The sequence below is a fragment of the Salinispora pacifica CNR114 genome, from assembly GCF_000514775.1.
GTDB lineage: Bacteria > Actinomycetota > Actinomycetes > Mycobacteriales > Micromonosporaceae > Micromonospora > Micromonospora pacifica.
Genome location: NZ_AZWO01000005.1, coordinates 1 through 17470, shown reverse-complemented (window position 1 = coordinate 17470; position 17470 = coordinate 1). Strand labels below are relative to the sequence as shown.

Annotated in this window: 12 protein-coding genes and 5 pseudogenes; 11 read left to right on the top strand and 6 right to left on the bottom strand. The window is 68.2% G+C overall.

Features of this window, described 5'->3' with window-relative positions:
- Positions 1-1863 (bottom strand): site-specific DNA-methyltransferase, encoded by a 1863-nt coding sequence (locus B118_RS0103650; protein WP_018810647.1) that lies wholly within the window; start codon positions 1861-1863, stop codon positions 1-3.
- Between the two features lie 481 nt (positions 1864-2344).
- On the opposite strand from B118_RS0103650, the gene fabG reads away from it, so the two are divergent.
- The 3 genes and pseudogenes from fabG to B118_RS0103635 all read left to right on the top strand — a co-directional run bounded on the left by fabG (position 2345) and on the right by B118_RS0103635 (position 4187).
- Positions 2345-3049 (top strand): 3-oxoacyl-ACP reductase FabG, encoded by a 705-nt coding sequence (gene fabG, locus B118_RS0103645; RefSeq protein WP_018810646.1) that lies wholly within the window; start codon positions 2345-2347, stop codon positions 3047-3049.
- A gap of 14 nt (positions 3050-3063) precedes the next feature.
- Positions 3064-3246, top strand: a pseudogene (locus tag B118_RS32670) (hypothetical protein); the annotation flags it as partial.
- A gap of 158 nt (positions 3247-3404) precedes the next feature.
- Positions 3405-4187: a hypothetical protein gene (locus B118_RS0103635; protein ID WP_018220856.1), complete on the top strand. Its 783-nt coding sequence runs from the start codon at positions 3405-3407 to the stop codon at positions 4185-4187.
- A 338-nt stretch (positions 4188-4525) separates the two neighbouring features.
- On the opposite strand, the pseudogene B118_RS0103625 reads toward B118_RS0103635, so the two are convergent.
- Together B118_RS0103625 and B118_RS0103615 are read right to left on the bottom strand one after the other, a co-directional pair.
- Positions 4526-4810: pseudogene (locus B118_RS0103625) on the bottom strand (hypothetical protein); the annotation flags it as partial.
- A 346-nt stretch (positions 4811-5156) separates the two neighbouring features.
- Positions 5157-5828 carry a TetR/AcrR family transcriptional regulator gene (locus tag B118_RS0103615; protein WP_028192382.1) on the bottom strand — a complete coding sequence of 224 codons (672 nt, stop codon included), beginning with the start codon at positions 5826-5828 and terminating at the stop codon, positions 5157-5159.
- A gap of 97 nt (positions 5829-5925) precedes the next feature.
- On the opposite strand from B118_RS0103615, the gene B118_RS0103610 reads away from it, so the two are divergent.
- From B118_RS0103610 to B118_RS0103590, 5 genes are all read left to right on the top strand, one after another.
- Complete coding sequence (locus B118_RS0103610) at positions 5926-7332, top strand: MFS transporter (RefSeq protein ID WP_026185368.1); 1407 nt, start codon at positions 5926-5928, stop codon at positions 7330-7332.
- A complete protein-coding gene (locus tag B118_RS0103605; RefSeq protein WP_028192381.1) occupies positions 7329-8306 on the top strand; it encodes a saccharopine dehydrogenase family protein in 978 nt (325 codons plus the stop codon). Before B118_RS0103610 ends, B118_RS0103605 begins: the two co-directional genes overlap by 4 nt.
- A 143-nt stretch (positions 8307-8449) precedes the next feature.
- The gene (locus B118_RS0103600; protein ID WP_027647440.1) at positions 8450-9349 is read left to right on the top strand and encodes a hypothetical protein; all 900 of its coding nucleotides are present in this window, start codon (positions 8450-8452) and stop codon (positions 9347-9349) included.
- Positions 9346-10695 (top strand): methyltransferase, encoded by a 1350-nt coding sequence (locus tag B118_RS27870; protein ID WP_043540987.1) that lies wholly within the window; start codon positions 9346-9348, stop codon positions 10693-10695. Before B118_RS0103600 ends, B118_RS27870 begins: the two co-directional genes overlap by 4 nt.
- Positions 10590-11219 carry a TetR/AcrR family transcriptional regulator gene (locus B118_RS0103590; protein ID WP_018220865.1) on the top strand — a complete coding sequence of 210 codons (630 nt, stop codon included), beginning with the start codon at positions 10590-10592 and terminating at the stop codon, positions 11217-11219. Before B118_RS27870 ends, B118_RS0103590 begins: the two co-directional genes overlap by 106 nt.
- Positions 11220-11330: 111 nt before the next feature.
- Here B118_RS0103590 and B118_RS0103585 read toward each other — a convergent pair whose 3' ends face one another.
- Positions 11331-12578 (bottom strand): styrene monooxygenase/indole monooxygenase family protein, encoded by a 1248-nt coding sequence (locus tag B118_RS0103585; protein ID WP_028192380.1) that lies wholly within the window; start codon positions 12576-12578, stop codon positions 11331-11333.
- Positions 12579-12979: 401 nt separating this feature from the next.
- Here B118_RS0103585 and B118_RS29815 point away from each other — a divergent pair.
- Positions 12980-13152, top strand: a pseudogene (locus B118_RS29815) (ISL3 family transposase); the annotation flags it as partial.
- 664 nt (positions 13153-13816) lie between these two features.
- Here B118_RS29815 and B118_RS0103580 read toward each other — a convergent pair.
- Positions 13817-15037, bottom strand: a complete 1221-nt coding sequence (locus B118_RS0103580) for an LPXTG cell wall anchor domain-containing protein (RefSeq protein ID WP_018810636.1) — start codon at positions 15035-15037, stop codon at positions 13817-13819.
- Between the two features lie 714 nt (positions 15038-15751).
- Between B118_RS0103580 and B118_RS33835 the strand changes: the two are divergent.
- A pseudogene (locus B118_RS33835) lies at positions 15752-15843 on the top strand (haloacid dehalogenase); the annotation flags it as partial.
- A gap of 577 nt (positions 15844-16420) precedes the next feature.
- Positions 16421-16504: pseudogene (locus B118_RS33585) on the top strand (XRE family transcriptional regulator); the annotation flags it as partial.
- A gap of 6 nt (positions 16505-16510) precedes the next feature.
- Here B118_RS33585 and B118_RS0103570 read toward each other — a convergent pair.
- Complete coding sequence (locus B118_RS0103570) at positions 16511-17191, bottom strand: YdcF family protein (protein WP_028192379.1); 681 nt, start codon at positions 17189-17191, stop codon at positions 16511-16513.
- Positions 17192-17470 lie beyond the last annotated feature (279 nt).

Here is a 17470-nt window from a genome sequence, read left to right as displayed (position 1 = left end):
TCAGATCGCCCGCACCTCGGTCGCGGGCGAAACCTCGGCGAACACCTGCTCGGCGTTGATCCGATCGGCGTCCGTGGCGAAGCCGGAGTCCCGGAATACGGCACGCAGCGGCTGTCGGCGCGCCATCTCGCGCACCACGGCGGGACTCACCTTTGCCTCGAAGCAGGCGATCAGGACGCCGTCCTCGACCACGAACACCTCGTGATCATCGATCGGCTCCGGGACGATGGGCATCGTCAGCTCCAGACCCCAGTCGAGGAGCACCTGAAAGACAAGATCTTCGCCGGTCCGGTTGGGCTTCACGCTGTCCACGAAGAGGTCGAGTTCGCCCTGGCCAAGCTCGTCCGGGGTGCGCAGCAGGTCGGAGAGGTTCGTCGAGTCAACCTTGAGGACACGGAAGCCCAGGTCGAGGTTGCGTGGGGCGTTGTCCAGGCTCCCGATCTCCGCCGCGAGGTTCCTTACCCGGGTGAGACCCATCTCGAAGATCGACCTGAAGGCGGGCTCCGGGACCGGCAGCGGCTCGTGGATCTGGACGCTGATGAAGCGTCGGTTGCCACCGTCGGCCAGGTTCTGCTGGAGGACGGCATGAGCGGTGGTCGCGCTTCCGCCAAAGAAGTCGAGGACGATATCGCCGTCACTCGGCCTGCCCGCGAGCTGCAGGATCCGCTGGATCAGCTCGACCGGCTTGACAGAATTGAGCACATTCGCCGTGTTCTCGAACGGAACGTACCTCAGGAGCGCCTTCTTGGCGTCCTGGGTGTGCCCAACCTCCGCATAGGACCACAGCGTCTGGGGGGTCCGGCCGGCCGAGACCTCGGACAGGAACCGCTTCACCGCCGGGGTGTTGTTCCCGTCCGCACCCCACCAGATTCGGTTGTCCGCGTCGAGCTCGGCGAATTTTTGCTCGGATATTCGCCAGTAGCTGCCCCGCGGCGGACCTTCGACAAGGCGTCCCGATGGTGCCGTGATTGGGTAGACGCCTGCGTCATACCTGTTCCGCGCCGACATGTTCTCGGCCTTCCACGGACCCCTTGGATCGCTGTCGGGGTTCTTGTAGCGCGCCTCCATATCCTCGGTGCGCGCAAGCCGCTGCGGCTGCCAGCGTTCCTTGTTACGGGCGAATACGACGATGTAGTCGTGGTCCTCGGAGAACCATCGCGCCGAGTTCTTCGGCGCGTACACCTTCTGCCAGATGATCTGTGCGACGAAGTTCTGCTGCCCGAAGATCTCCGAGCCGATCTTTTTGAGGTTGTCGACCTCATTGTCGTCGATCGAGATGAAGATCACGCCATCGTCGGTCAGCAGGTTTCGCGCGAGCTTGAGACGCGGGTACATCATGCTGAGCCAGTCGGAGTGGAACCGCCCGTTCGCCTCGGTGTTCGCGACCAGGCGGTTCCCGGCGGCATCGACCTGCCCGGATTTCGCGAGGTACTCCGTGGAGTTCTCCGCAAAGTCGTCGTCGTAGATGAAGTCGTTTCCCGTGTTGTACGGCGGGTCGATGTAGATAATCTTGATCTTGTCGAGGTACGACTCCTGGAGCAGCTTGAGCGCGTCGAGGTTGTCGCCCTCGATGAAGATGTTCCGCGTGGTGTCAAAATCGGCCGACTCGCCCCGGACCGGACGCAACGTCTTGGCGACCGGCGCGTTCGCGGCGAAGAGCGCCTCACGCTTACCCGGCCAGTTGAGCTGGTAGCGCTCCTGCGGACCCTCGACCGTGTGGCCCGACAGCTCCTGACGGAGCAGGTCAAAGTCGATCACTCGTGCGCCATCGGGCCCCTCGGTGACGACCGCTGGGAACAGCTCGGCGATCTTGTCGATGTTCCGGCCGGTCAGGTCCGGCGAGTGCATCCTCAGCTCGTCCACGGGGCTTCCTCGGTCGTCGGTGTTGCAGGGTCGGTCGGCGCCGCGAGCGCTGCGGCTCGGTCGCGAGGCAGCCACCGCAACTCGCCCCTGCGGTTGAACTACGGCTCGCACCGGAGGCTCTTCCCCAGATTAGTGATCTCGCGTGCCTGTCTATCCTGCCGGTTGCTTCCGACACATCCTCGCCCGGACACCTCCTGAAGGGCAGAACCGGCGTCCGGAGACCGACGTAGCGACCGGCAACTCCTGCGTGTCGGACACCACGCCACCGGCCGCGAAGAGGACCGCTGCTGGGCAGGGACCGCCCCCCGGCGTTGTACCCGCGCCTTCGGGAGCGCAGAGGTAGCCGTGCCGTGCTGGGACAGGTGCGGTCGGTGGTGCAGCGGGACGAAGGCCGTGAAGGGGCTGGGGCCGAAACCCCGCCGGCTTCCACGCGTCAACCGAGACCGGCCGGGTAACCCAGGTCGGCTGGAAGGAGGCTTCCATGGCCCGAACCGTGGTGGTGACTGGCGGCAACCGGGGAATCGGCCTGGCCACCGCGCAGGCATTCACCAAACAGGGCGACCGGGTGGCGGTGGCACACCGTGGCCGGGATTTCCCAGACGGGATGTTCGGGGTCTATTGTGATATCCGGGACGCGGGCAGCGTCAATGCCGCCTTCGACGAGGTCGAAGCCGAGTTGGGACCGGTCGAGGTGTTGGTGGCGAACGCCGGCATCATTGACGACGGGCCGTTTCCGAAGCTGACCGAGGCGCAGTTCGGTCGGGTGCTGGACACCAACCTCACCGGTGCCTTTCGTTGTGCCAGCCGCGCGTCGCACAGCATGCTGCGGGGAGGGTGGGGTCGGCTGATCTTCCTGTCCTCCGTGGTTGGCCTCACCGGCAGCCACAGCCAGGTCAACTACGCCGCCAGCAAGGCCGGACTGGTCGGCGTGGCCCGCTCGCTCACCCGCGAACTCGCCAGTCGCAACATCACCGCGAACGTGGTGGCGCCGGGACCGGTCGAGACCGAGCAGTTCGCCGCCGTACCCGACGAGCGGCGAGCCGAGTTCCACCGAGCGATCCCCGCTGGCCGATTCGCCCAGCCGGATGATGTCGCCGGCGTGATCACCTGGCTGGCTGGCGACACCGCCAGCTACGTCTCCGGCGCGATCATTCCGGTCGATGGTGGCCTCAGCATGGGACATTAGCGGCCGGCACCTTCTTTAACCACTGGGGCGGGAGCGTGGTCACCCCCGGTTACACCGACCCGAGCCAGTTCGTCGCCGGCAACCCGTACGGCGCTTCGCACACCAGCAACAACGCGGACGCCCCGGACCGCACCGCGCTCGGCGCGGCGGCGCAACCGCTACCCTGCAGGAGACGATTCGGTTCGTCTCGGACATAGTCGGGCCGCGGCGGCCGCCCACCAGTCGACTACACACGATCAACGGCACGAGCTCTGGAGGCTCAGGCCGGAACCGGATCCCTCCACGTTTCCGGGGGGATTGACACACTGTCCGATATGGCGTGAAGATGGCATGCCGCATGAGAGGAGTCGATATTTTGGGTGCCATCACACGCCGGTCCCTGCTGTCCGCCGGCGCGATAGGAGTACTGTCCACGATCGCCGGGGCGTCGCCGGCGCTGGCCGGACCGGTCGAGCCGATCCCACCGTCCCTGGTGACCAAGTACGGTCTGGACACCCGTTGGTACGGCAAGTACGTCGACGCGTGGGGGCTGCCGCTCTTCGGTCCGCACCACCTGCAGGACGAGACCCTGGTGCGGATGCGGAATCAGCTCGGGACCTTGCTGTGGACCTACCCGTACTGGCCCGTGCACGAGTTGAACCGGCAGAACGTCCGCCTCGTGGTCGTCGCCCGAGGTGAGCGCATGAGCGCGATCCCCGACGTGTACCAGCAGTTCGGCACGAGCCTGGACGACCGATACTGGGCCGGATTCGGCGCCACCCCCTCCTTCCCGCTGTCGACCTGCACCGAGAGCAACGTGCTGGACAACCAGGGGCGGGCGAACCTGTTCGTGCACGAGTTCGGACACACCCTGCATCTGATGGCCCTGCAGAACATCGACCCCGCGATGTCCACCGAGTTGTCCAGTGCCTGGAGCAACGCCCGCGCCAACGGTCTGTGGACGAACACGTACGCGGGAACGGATATCAAGGAGTACTTCGCCGAGGGCATCCAGAGCTACTTCGGAGTGAACTTCCCCGGACCGCCCGGCGGCGACGGTGTGCACAACGACATCAATACGCGGACGAAGTTGCAGGCCTATGACCAGCCTCTGTTCAACCTCTTCGACCGCATCTACCGAGGCGCGGTGCTGCCGTAACCGTTCACATCGCCTCGCGTGGACCGCCCATCGGTGAGTACGCCCCAGCCGGCGGCCTCGCCGCCGCGGCGGCGGCGCAGTTCCTGGAACCACAGCTCGGCACGCCGACTCCGCAGCTCCTGACGGTCCACGGGAGCCTGCCCCTCGTCTGCGCACTGGCCGCCGCCTGAGACAACGACCGCGCCTCGGCCGACACCCACATCGCCGAGGCCAATGCCACCGGCTCTCCCGCGACCTGGTCCGGGGCCATCCCCACCCGCCCCCGTCCACCTCGAATCGCCGTCGAACTCAGCGACCGGATGGGCGTCCGGCCGGGAGGGCCGCGCTGGTAGCCCGGCTCAGACCAGCCGGCTCGTGTAACCGGCCGCCACCAGACGCTCGAACGCCGCCCGCACCTCGTCCGGCACCTCCTGCCGGATCGCGAACCCACGCTCGGCGTACACCTCGATCCGCTGCGTGTCGCCCACCAGCATGTCCACCACCTGCCGCGCGTCGCCGACGCCGCGCACGTAGTCATCCAGTTCGAGTGGATTCGACGCGCACACCACCTCGACCTCCGGCCACACCAGCCGGCACGTCGCATAAGCCCGACGGTGCTGGTAGGGCCGCGACATGATCAGCACCCTCCGCTTCAGCACCACGCCGCCCGCCACCTCAAGACCAGGAGGTCGGCGACGGCCAGGGCGATCGTGACGTCCAACCCCGGTCCAACGGCTCCCGACCAACCACCACCGCCGTACCCGAGCAGACCCTGGACCGGTGTGAGCCACGTCAAGTGCCACGATTGCAAACTCGCCGCCGTCCTGGGCTGCGTTGACCACAGCAAGTGGCACTCGCCGAGGACGAGCGCACCCACCGCAGCGATCGGGCCTACGTCGAGGTACACCCGGCTCCTCAGCGCAGGGCCGACGGTAGCCACTGGGCTCCACGGGCGGGTGCCCGGCGTGATCCAGCCGGGTCGCCGCTGTGCTACGGCAACGTCGTGAGTAGGCGGCGCAGAGCGTTCGTGGCCCAGTCACGCCATCGCGTGTGTGCCCAGCCCTGGTGGTGCACGAGCAGGTGGTATGTCTCGGGGCTGAGGATGGCCAGGGCGGTGTCGGCGGCCGCGTCGACGGCCATGTTGGCGGGCAGCGGTGTCTTGCGGGCCAACGCTTCGGCGAAGACGCGTTGCACGGTGAGCCGCTGCTGAAGATTGGTCTCCCATACTTCGGCCAGTTCGGCGTCGATGGTGGCAGCGCTGCGCACGACGTCCAACAGTGGCGCGGCGCGCCGTAAGACGTCTGCGGCACCGGCGACCTGTCGGTGGATCTGCCCGTGCGGGTCCGGATCGGCGAGTGCCGCACGCACCCAGGGCCGCTCAAGTGTGGGTACAGGTTCGTCGTCACCGGCGATGGCCAGGTCGAGGGCCGCAGTGAGGACAGCCCGCTTGGTGCCGAAGCTGTAGTAGACGCTCTGCTCGCTCACGCCGGCCCTGGCGGCGATGGCCGCGATGCTGGTGCTGCTGTAGCCGGCACTGGTGAACAACTCGGTGGCCGCCGTGGTGATGCGCGTCCGGGTGCACCGGGATCGCGCGGTCCTGCCGTCCTCGTGTGGTGTCTTCACGGTTGGTTGCTGGCGGTTGCGGTGTGGTGTTTCGCTCACACCATTGACTATAGCTCGACTACAAAAACATGCTTGTAGCGTGACTACAAAAACTTGGGGACGGGGTGGGCTCGCCGCGCTGCTGCTGCTCACCTCCGTGGAACTCGTGGTGTTTCTTGAGGTGTCGATCGTCAACGTCGCACTGCCCGCGATGGGTGCAGCGCTTACATTGACCGAATCCGGGCTGACCTGGGTGGTCAACGCCTACCAACTCACCTTCGGCGGCTTGCAACTGGTCGCCGGTAGGGCCGCGGACGTGGTCGGCCGACGTCGCATGTTCCAGGCCGGAATCGCACTGTTCACCGGCGCGTCGCTACTGGCCGGCCTCGCGCCGGACGCCGGAACGCTGCTGCTGGGTCGAGCGGTACAGGGCGTCGGTGCAGCGATCCTGGTCCCCGCCGAGCTCGCATTGATCGCCGCGATCTTCACCGAACCCGCTGCCTACCGTCGGGCGTTCGCGGTATGGAGCGCCATGGCCGCCGCCGGCGCGGGCTCGGGCGTGGCGTTGGGCGGTGTCCTGACCCAGACACTTGGTTGGCCCTGGATCTTTCTGATCAACGTCCCGATCGGTGTGGTCGCCCTTGTCCTGAGCCCGCGCCTGCTGCCCGCCGACCCGCCCTGGGTCGGGCGCGCCAGCGACGCTCGGACACGGCTGGACCTGGTAGGTGGACTCACCGCCACCGGTTGCCTGCTCGCCGTGGTCCTGCTCGCCACCGAGCTGCCCACCGCCGGGTGGACACCGCTCACCTACACGGCAGCCGTCGCCGCCCTCGGACTCGGTACGGTGTTCGCGGTCAACCAGCGGCGCCACCCGGCCCCGATCCTGCCGCCGCAACTGCTGCGGATCCGCCAGGTACGGACCGGCGTCGCGGCCAACGCTCTCGTGGGCGCCTCCCACGTGCCGGCGTTCGTGCTGCTGTCACTCATGCTCCAGCAGGCGATGGGATACTCCGCCCTCGCCGCCGGATTCGCCGTACTGCCCATCGCCGCGGTCAACATGGTCACCGCGCGTACCGCGCTGCCCTGGGCGATGGGCCGCTTCGGGTCACGCGTGGTTCTCGCGGCCGGGATGTTCCTGCTCGCGCTCGGCCTGGCCGGATATGCGATCCTGCTGCACCCCGGCGCCGGCTACCTGACCGCCGTGTTGCCGGCCAGCCTGATCTTCGCAGTCGGCCTGCCTGCTGTGTTCGTCGGTTCCACCGCCCCCGCCGTCCGCAGCGCACCAGAAAGTCAGCAAGGAGTCGCCGCTGGCCTGGTCAACACCGCCCAACGCCTCGGCGCCGCCCTCGGCCTCACCGCCTTGCTGATGGCCTCGACAGCATGGACCACCAACCGCGGCAGCGGGGACGGGGCCAGCGCGCTCGCCGATGGTCTGCGCATCGGGTTTGCCGGCGCGGCCGGTCTCGCCGTCCTGGGCATCCTCTGCGCCCTGTCCATGGGCACCCGAGAACCAAAGAAGCCGGCGAGCGGCGACACACCACAGCAGGAGGCGATCGCCCGATGAAGCGGATCCTCGTCCTCGGCGGATACGGCGCCGTCGGCGTACACGCCGTGACCGCACTGGTCAGTCACCTACGCACGACGGACGTGGTGGTGGCCGGCCGTAACCCACACCGTGCGCCGCGCGTGCAGGGGTCCACCGTGGTTCGCTTGGACGCCGCCGATCCCGGCGACCTGGCCACCGCGCTCAACGGCGTTGACGCCGTGCTCATGTGCGCCGAACTCGACAACGCGCGGATCGCCCGCGCCTGCCTGGAGCGGGGGATCCACTACGTGGACGTCTCGGCTTCCCACCGGCTGCACGTCGAGATCGAACAACTGGACGAGCTCGCCTCCCAGCGGCAGGCCACAGCGGTCCTCAGCGTCGGACTGGTCCCCGGGGTCAGCAACCTGCTTGCCCGACACTGCGTCGAACAGTCAACAACGCGGCAGGTACAAATCGGCGTGCTGCTCGGTTCCGGGGAACGGCACGGGCCAGCGGCACTCGCCTGGACTCTCGATGGGCTGGGCCGCCTACACGGCTCGTGGGCAATGCGATTTCCGGCTCCGCACGGCGAGCGAACCGTGTATCGGTTCCCGTTCTCAGACCAGTACACGCTGTCCACCACGTTGGGTGTCGCAGCGAGTACCGGCCTGTGCCTGGACTCCCGGCTGACCACCGCGCTGCTGGCAGCCGCCGGGCGACCCGGCATCGCCCGGCTATTACGTCGCCCCTGGATCCGCCGCACCATGCTGGACGCGCTGGCCAGGATCAAGCTTGGCGGTGACGGATTTGCCGTCACCGTCGACTCCGGCGCCAGTCAGGCAAGCTTCAGCGGTCGCCAGCAGAGTCGCGCCACCGGTCTCGCTGCGGCGCTACTCATCCGAGACCTGCCCGCCATGCCCTCGGGAGTACGACACATCGAGCACCTCGTGGAGCCGAGAGCCTTTCTCACCGAACTCGCTGCCAGTGGATTCACCCTCAACCTGAGACGCTGACCACCCGGCAGCACGGCCCGGCTGGCAGTGCGGGCGGGCGAGCCGGTCCGCACTGCCAGGGTTCGACCGGGCCACCTCTTGAGCAGCTGCTCAAATCCGCCTACGCTCCAGGTTTGAGCGATCGCTCAAACCTGGGAGGAAGTATGACCAGTCAGCCGGAGCCGGAGCCGAGGCGCACCTGGGCCAACTGGACGCTCGCCAGCCTCATCGCGGCCTTCGGGATCGTCGTCTACGCCGTCACCGTGGCCCAGGGGCGCGCCGACAGCGCCCTGCTCTTCGTCGGACTGCCGGTACTGCTGGCCGTTGCCCTCGCCCTGGCCCCGGGCCGTACCACCCACGGCCGGGTCTTCGCCGCCACCACGATCGCGCTGCTGCTGGCCTCGGTGGCGCTGCACGAAGGCGCCATCTGCGTCATCCTGTCCGCGCCGCTGGTGTACGCCATGACCCACGGCACCACCGCCCTGATCAGGCTGGCCCGCCGCGCCACCACCCGGGCGTACTCGCTAGTCGCCGTGCCCCTGCTGCTCGTACCCGGGCTCGAGGGCACCGGGCTCGCCCCACGGATCACCCCGGAGCAGTCGGTCGAGGTGGTCCGGGTGGTCACCCTCCCGGCCCACGCGGTCGGCGAGCGGCTGGCGACCGGCCCCCGCCCGGTACCGGTCCGGTCGGTGCCGCTGCGCCTGCTCGGCGTACCCGTGCCGACCCGCGTCACCGGCGACGGCCTCGCCACCGGGGACCGGTGGATGTTCGCCTACCACGGCAGCTCGCACGGGCCCGGCGGACATCTGCTCACCGAGGTCACCGCCACCGAGCCGGGCCGGGTCGACTTCGAGTTCGTCGAGGACACCGCCATCACCGGTCGGTGGGTCACCTTCCGACATGCGGAGGTGACCTGGCAGGCGGTGGGCCGAGAACGTACCGAGGTGCGCATCCGGGTGGCGTACGAGCGTGGTCTCGACCCCTCCTGGTACTTCGGGCCGCTCCAGGACGGCCTGCTCCACGAGGGCGTGGGGCACCTGCTCGACATGCTCGTCCTGCCGTGACCGCCGCCCGCTGGCTCGCCCTGGGGGCGCCCCTGCTGGCGGTGCTGGCCGCGGCCCGGCTGGAGCGCGACCGGCGGGCGCGGGCCGCCGCCCTGCTCGCCGCCGTGACCGCCGCCCTGGGCGTCGCCGCGCTGAACGAGTCGGCCCGCCGGACTGGCTGGTACGCGTTCGCGCCGGTGCACGGGGCCTACCGGGGGATACCAGTCGACCTGTGGCTGGGGTGGGCGGCGCTCTGGGGCGCGCTGCCGGTGCTGCTACGCCGGTTCCTGCCCCTGCCCCTCGCGCTGGGCCTGCTGCTCTGGCTCGACGTGGTGGCGATGCCGGCGCTGCACCCGCTCGTCCTGCTCGGGCCGCACTGGCTGGTGGGCGAGGTGGTGGGGCTGCTCGCCGTGGCCCTCCCCGCGCAGCTGCTCGGCCGGTGGGGCGCCGACGGCCGACACCTACGGGCCCGGGTGCTGCTCCAGGTCGTCGTCTTCGCCACGCTGCTGCTGTGGTTCGTGCCCGGTGTCGCCTTCGAACTGGGTGGCGGCTCGTGGTCCCCGCTGACCGGGCTACCCCGGGCCGCCCTCCTGGTCCTGGCCCAGGTCGCGCTGCTGGTGGCCACCCCGGCGCTCATCGCGGTACGCGAGTTCGCCGGACGGGGCGGCGGCACCCCGTACCCGTGGGATCCGCCGGCCCGGCTCGTCAGCACCGGGCCCTACGCGTACCTGGCGAACCCGATGCAGGTCAGCGCGGCTGGCCTGCTCCTGCTGACCGCGGCGGTCACCCACAGCATGGCGCTGCTGGCCGCGACCGCCCTCGCCGTGGCCTTCAGTGCGGCCGTGGCCCGGTCGCATGAGGAGCACGACCTGGCCCGCCGGCACGGGGACGCCTGGCGGGACTGGCGACGGGCGGTACGCGACTGGTATCCGCGCTGGCGGCCATACGCCTCGGGCGCGCCCGCGGTGTTGCGGCTCGACGCCGGGTGCGGGCCCTGCGTGGCGGTCTGGCGGTTCCTCGCGCGGCGAAACCCGGTGAACCTGAGGCTCGCCCCGGCCAAGGAGGGGCAGCTGCGGGCCGGGTACACGGGCGGCGACGGCCACGCGGAACGGGGGGTGGCCGCCGTCGCCCGCGCTCTCGAGCACCTCAACCTCGGCTGGGCCTGGGTGGGCTGGACCCTGCGGCTGCCCGGCATCACCTGGCTGGCGCAACTGGTGGCGGATGCGATGATCGCACCGCCACACCCGGCGGGAGGAGAGCGATGTCGGACACCAAGCGACGCCTGCTCGACGGCACCCTCGCCGCGATCCGCCAGCACGGCATCGCCGGCGTCTCGGCCCGCACCATCGCCGCCGCCGCCGGAGTGAACCAGGCGCTGGTCTTCTACCACTTCGGGACGCTCGACGAGCTGCTGGCAGCCGCATGCCGGACCGGCACAGCCGAGCGGGTCGCCCACTGGTCGGCCCGGCTGCGCCAGGTTGGGTCGCTGCGCGAACTGCTCGCCGTCGGGCGCGTCCTGCACGAGGAGGAACGCGAGCTGGGCAACGTGTCCGTGCTGGCCCAGATGCTCGCCGGCGCACAGGCCGACGAGCGCCTCGCCGCCCCCACCGCCGAGTCCCTGCAGCTGTGGGTGGACGAGATCGAGCTGGTCCTGCGCCGGCTGCTGGCCGGATCACCGTTCGCCGAAATCGCCGACGTTCCCGGGCTCGCCCGCGCGGTGTCGGCGGCCTTCATCGGCCTGGAGCTGTACGACGGCGTCGACCGGCCCTCAGCCGAGCGCGGCATCGAGGCGCTGGACCAACTCGCCGTGCTCATCGAGATCGTCGATGACCTCGGCCCGATCGCCCGGCGCGCCCTCCACAACAAGATCAGCAAAGCGACCCGACGCTAGCCACAATGCCGGCCGAGTGGTCGGGAGGCGGGAAGCCCTCCAGCTCCCAATGCAGGCATCTATTGACGTGATCTCAAACAGGGTGAAGTTGGCTACCGCGATGCCGGCATCTCAGGCACGGGTGGAGGCGAGGTAGTCGGCTGCGCCAGTGGGGGTCATGAACCAGTCGGTGAGAGTGGTCGGGTCCGCGAATCCGGCAGCAAATCGTCGGGCGACTTCTGGGTTGGTGGCGGCGGTGGCGAGGATTTGCTGCACATGCTCTGGTAGGGGTTGCAGCATAGCGTTGGTCCAGGCAGTGACAGCGTGAGCGGTGGTGGCCCAGAACGATTCGAAGGTATCGCGCATCCAGGTGGTGTCGAAGGGCCGGTCGCCGTGGGCGAGGATGGCGCGTAGATAGTGGTCAGCGCATCTGGCGGCGGTGTTGGAGCCCTGGCCGGTGATGGGGTCATTGGTGATGACGACGTCGGCCATGCCCAGTGCGACGCCGCCGCTGGGTAGGTGGGCGACCGGTTTACGTACGGTGGGGGTGAACCGACCATGCAGGGTGGCCTTGGCGTCGGTCAGTTCGACGTTTCGGCATCGCTCATACACCCAGGGCACGTACTGCTTGGCGAGGTCGAGGGTGGTCTGGAGGTGTTCGGTGGGTGGCACACGGCTGCCATTGGTGGGCCAGCGGTCTAGGTCCTGACCTGGGACAGCCTCCCAGAAGAGGATGTCGCAGGCGCCGGCTTGCGTGAGGGCAGGAATCACGAACAGTTCGCCGAGGCCGGGCACGGCGTGGAATCCGACGTGCGGAGCGGGCCAGTCCGGGTCGGGAGCGAGGCCGTGGACGTAGGCGATGGCCAGGCCGCGTTGTGGGGTTGTGTGGGGTGAGCGGACTGGGTCCCGGTCGAACGCGGCGGCGAGATCACTTCTGCCGGCCGCGACGATGGTCAGGTCGTGGTGGCCATCCGAGGTGAGGGTGTCCAGGTCGGCGGCGGAGGCCGTGTTGTGGACGACGGTGGCGCCGCGGTGTTCGGCGAGTTCGAGCCAGGCGGCCATCTTCAGCCGTTGGTCGGTGGACTGGGCCGGTCGCTCCAACTCGGCGATGACGTCCAGCGCGCGGGTACCCGGCGGTGCGGACAGGTTGACACGCAGGCCCGCGATCTGGGGCGCCTGGTCGTCCCACAGATTTAGCTCGTAGCGGCGTTCGGCGTCCAGCGCGGGAGCGAACATGGCCTGGGTGGAGGTTGGCCCGCCGTTACGGATCTCATCCGGGGTGTGAGCCGACATGATCGTCACCTCGTAGCCCTCGGCGAGTAGCCCGTGGGCGAGTTGCAGGCCGGATTGCCCGGCACCGACAATCAATATTCTGCGCATGGGTGTTCCTTTGGTTCAGAGCTGTCGGCTGACCGACCAGGCAAGCAGGGTGTGGGTTTGCTGGCGTCGCCGCGGGGTCGAGGGTGCGAGCGCCTGCTGGCGATGCCACGGGTCAACGATGACCAGCGGCACGGATGGAACAACATCTGCCGTACCGCGTCGGGGTGGTGCGCGGGGAGCGAACGTGGACAACGTTGTCACGGCTGTCGACGGCGGGTTGACATCGTCGCTGGGGCAGGCTACCGCAGAGTAGCCGAGTCTCAGGCTGAGGGTCCGTCGACTGGGACGGGAGTGCGGCCAGGGCGAGGGTGGTGAACGGTGCCAGGAGTCCCAGCGGCGGACCTGCCGCGGGTCCAGGCCATTCTGGCTCTTGACGGTCCGGGTTGGGTGGGCCGCGCGACGAGGTGCCTCAGCTGCACGCCTTCACCCGAGGTCTGGAACGGGATCGCGACGCCGTGAACGCCGCGCTCACGCTCTCTACAGCGACGGCCCCACCGAAGGCGTCAACACCGAGACCAAACGAATCGCCCGCCAGATGCACGGACGAGCAGGCTTCACCCTGCTCCGCCACCAATACTGCCGACAGCAGCGTGAGGGCTATGAGTACTTTCTGGACAGCATCGATCAGAGTCGTCGACAGGCTGGCGGTGGGCTCGATCCAAGTCGTCCCATGAATGCCGTGCCAAAGGTAATCGCTAAGGCAATCGCAGCCACGCTTCTATCCTCGTGTCCACCCCGCGAAGTAGTCCTTCCAGTTGAACCACGATGCGAGAGCGACGAACCACGACGCGACTGTGACTATAAGCCCAAGGGTGAGAGCGAGACCAGAAGCGCGGTAGGGAATCGCTGGGTCAGCGATCGCGGTCACGCTTCCTCCTCGGCAAGCAGTGGGTCCACACCGAACGCGCAGCCGCCGCCGAGCCCGCTGCCGTCTGCGCGAGCCCCTGGCGCTGCGTGTTCGTCGTTGACGAGTCAGTGCACCATCGCGGATGGCCTCAACGCGCCGTTCGGCTACCTGGTCCGACCTGTGATCGCTAAGCCCCAGTGACTCTCGACCTCGCGACCGGCGCGTGCTCCAGCGATGCCAACGAGCGCGACACCGTCCAGTTGCTGTTGCCTCATGCCGCCTACATCACCATCGGCACATCTGTCGGGGCAGCGGGGTGGGACGGTAGCCCGTCCCACCCCGCCGCGCGAAGGCGTCACCTCCGGTGGGGAGGTGTATCGCGTGTGGCTTCTTACGCGTTCGGCTTTTCGTCACCCGGAGTCATCAGAACGACGCGGCGACGGCGAGCGATCAGGAAGAGCGCGGCGCCGAGGACGATCACGAAGGCGCCGAGGCCGCCGAACAGGCCCGCCTGCGCGCCAGTCACCGGAAGTGAGCTGCCGTCACCGCCGGTGGATCCACCGCCGGAACCGCCGTTGACCGACACGAAGATCGAGTACGTGTCGGTGTTGTCGGACTCGTCAACATCAACAACCTTGTCGACATCCGCGGCGTCGAGCAGTTCCACGTTCTCCGGCAGTGCGGTAGGTGCGGCGACGTTCTGCTTGGGGCCGTAGGGAACTGCGGCGAGGGCGGCGACCGTGACGCTACCGCCGGTCAGGGCACCGCTCTTCGCAACGCCAGCATCGATCTTGGCGGGGAACCAGAAGGTACCGCCGGAGGTTGCGTCGCCGTCCTGTGTGTCATGGTCGGCCGGGATCAGCGTAATCTCGGAGTAGTCACAGGTGACCGTGCGGTTGTCGGCACTGTACTCGCAACCCTGCTCAGGTTCGGTGAAGGTGGCCTGCTCCGGCAGAGTGACGGAGATCCTGACCCCGTCCGCCGTCATATCGCCCTGATTGAACACGGTCGCCACGACGGCGGTCGAACCGCCCGGGGCGATCGACCCATCGATGTAGACAGGTGCGCCGGACTCGAGGCTCGCGTCGGCGTCGATGGGCGCGCGCACGTCCTCGGCTACGACACCCAGGTCGACACCGTGCTCCCCAATCACCACCTCGGCGGTGTCAGTGTTGTTGGCGGTGTTGTCGTCGCCGTCGACCAGGACCGTCACAGTCAGCTCGCCCGAGGCGTCGGCTGAGTCGTCGGCCCGGGTCACCAGGTAGGACAAATCGGTTGTGCCGCCCGGTTCCGGAATGGAGGTCTTATCGACCGCGCAATAGACGGTGCCATCTGCGGGATCATCGTCACAGATGTCAGCGAACTGGAACGCACCGACGAGATCGCCGACGGTAAAGATAATGTCGACCGACTCCGGTGTGGTCTTTCCGACGTTCTCCAGGTCGATTTCGACGACCTTTTCGGTCGAGCCGGCAGCGATAGTCGTGCCCGAGAGCTCGACGGAGAGGTCCGTGCCATCAACCGCGTAAGCGGGCGAGGCGAACGAGCCCGCAACGAAAAGACCGACGGCGCCAGCACCCAGTCGGGCGAGCTGCCGGTTGTGTGACTTCATGAAGGGTTTCTCCCTCGACAAAGGTAACTACAGGCAGGCACATTAGCCTGCGGCGCCACCCCGGGCCACCCCGTGATCCACTCGTTATTTTGATCAATCACTGTGTGGCTTATCCGTAGCGGACAGTGCCTCACCATAATGGATGGTGAGGCACTGTTTCATAAACGGAACAATCAGGCCAGCGTGGAAGAAATCCGATTGAGGCGAGATGCGGTTGATCTCCGGCTCGCATGTGCCGTGTCGGAGATTCCGGACGCAGACCGCACTTTGGCCCGTGGAAAGACGCCCGCGTATCACGTGCAACCCCGATCGCGCCCATCGGGCGGCAGCCCGCGGCTGGCTGGGGCTGGACTCCCGAACGGCTGCGGCTCCGCACCAATCACCACCACGCACCGGCGGAGCTGGTACGCCGGTGCGCCAATCGACACCACCTTGTCGTCGTCGATGAACGGTCCGGCCGGGGCCCTATCTGGGGGCAGTCATGAGTGACGACAGTGTCGATGTCCTTGCCATCGGGGAGGGGCTGTGCGGCTCACCATCGCCCTCGCCGCCGCACGGCAGGGGCTACGCGTTCGCTGCCTCGACGATGGACGCCCCGCAGCCTCGCGGGCCAACTTCGGCCAGTCGCATTCCGGCGTCGTCTACGCCCCGGTACTCCCCGCACCCAGCACAGCCTGTTGGAAGCAGTCGGACCTCGCTGGCACGACCTTCGATGTGGGCGAGACTATCGTTGACGAGTCCCGGGAGTACGGCACCTGGGCGGACTGGCTCGCGTGCCGCGCCACCCCTTCTCGGCCATCCTCGGCGACAAGACGGTCAGCGACCAGTGCATGTTCCAGCTCGACTCGCTGGCCGAGCTGCCTGACCTCGTACGCAAGCACAACCAGTCGGCACGCTAACTACCCGGCAGCGCGGCCCGGCTGGCAGTGAGGGCGGCGACACGTCCGTCCAGCCGGTACAGGGTCCGCAACCGCCGCTGACCGACGTCCAACGACGAAAGACAAGGCGTTCGCGAGCTGGAACGACGTCCCGACACCGTGGTCGTACAACCAGCCCAGCAACACCCAATCGCGGCCGGTCAGCTGGGACTGGACCCGAAGGACCAGATCATTCACCGGCTACCACCTCCTTCCCAAGTAGGGAAAGCCCGCCCCCAGGGGAGAGAACCAAGACCAGGCAGGGCCTGTCGCAGGACAAGCCGACTGCGCTGACAGACGCGCTGGCCTGCGGTGTGAGGCGAAGAGGGTCCATCCGGACGTCCGCCTGAAGACTGAACCCAACCCGGAACCCGCAACGGAGACCGACATCGGATCTGTCACCGCCACCGGCCGAAGGCCGGGGCGCGCGGAATTGAGAGGTACGGCAAGCACCACAACCCCTTGCATCCTCACCCGCCCCCGGCCACCTCGACTCGCCGTCGAACTCAGCGACCGGATGGGCGTCCGGCCGGGAGGGCCGCGCTGGTAGCCCGGCTCAGATCAGCCGGCTCGTGTAGCCGGCCGCCACCAGGCGCTCGAACGCCGCCCGTACCTCGTCCGGCATCTCCTGCCGGATCGCGAACCCGCGCTGCGCGTACACCTCGATCCGCTGTGTGTCGCCGACCAGCATGTCCACCACCTGCCGCGCGTCGCCGATCCTGCGCACGTAGTCATCCAGTTCGAGTGGGTTCGACGCGCACACCACCTCGACCTCCGGCCACACCAGCCGGCACGTCGCATAAGCCCGACGCTGCTGGTAGGGCCGCGACATGATCAGCACCGACTCCACCGGGATCCGGCGTTCGGCCAGCAGCGCACGGGAGAACTCCAGATTCTCGGCGGTGTTCATGGCACGCGGCTCCACCAAAACCGCTCCCGCCGGTACGCCCCGCTCAACGGCGTACTCGCGGTAGTGCACCGCCTCCCCGCGCGGGAACCGCCCAACCGTCGTCGGAGCATTCGCGCCGGTAAACACGATCGTTGGGAACAAGCCCTCGTGGAACAGACGCGTCGCGACGACCGCCACCCCAAGATCATGACTACCCAGCCCGATCCCCACATCACACGAACGCAACCCGTGACGCAGATCGTGGTAGCGCCACAGCGTCACCACATCCGCCCGAACAGCGTCGGGAATCACCTCGGCAGCAGCTGCCGCACGCCGGTCCATCAGCACCTACCAGTCCGGTCCGCGCTGGGTTCCCTCATGCCGCCAGCGTAGGGGCAGCAGCGCAGCACAACACCGCTGACGCCAGCGCCACGCCGCCGGCCACCTCAGAACCAGGAGGTTGGCAACGGCCAGGATGATCGTGACGTCCAACGGCTCCCGAGCACCCGTCGAACGACCAGCCACCACCGCCGTACGCGAAGAAGGCCCCGACCGGCACAGAAGTACCAGGTCAGGGCCTTGCTCGTTGGTGCGCCGCCAGGGACTCGAACCCCGAACCCGCGGATT

Excerpts from the sequence above, each read along its gene's own strand:
- B118_RS0103590 (WP_018220865.1), top strand. The coding sequence starts at position 10,590 with ATGTCGGACACCAAGCGACGCCTGCTCGACGGCACCCTCGCCGCGATC.
- B118_RS0103585 (WP_028192380.1), bottom strand. The coding sequence starts at position 12,578 with ATGCGCAGAATATTGATTGTCGGTGCCGGGCAATCCGGCCTGCAACTC.
- fabG (WP_018810646.1), top strand. The coding sequence starts at position 2,345 with ATGGCCCGAACCGTGGTGGTGACTGGCGGCAACCGGGGAATCGGCCTG.
- B118_RS0103600 (WP_027647440.1), top strand. The coding sequence starts at position 8,450 with ATGACCAGTCAGCCGGAGCCGGAGCCGAGGCGCACCTGGGCCAACTGG.
- B118_RS0103605 (WP_028192381.1), top strand. The coding sequence starts at position 7,329 with ATGAAGCGGATCCTCGTCCTCGGCGGATACGGCGCCGTCGGCGTACAC.
- B118_RS0103580 (WP_018810636.1), bottom strand. The coding sequence starts at position 15,037 with ATGAAGTCACACAACCGGCAGCTCGCCCGACTGGGTGCTGGCGCCGTC.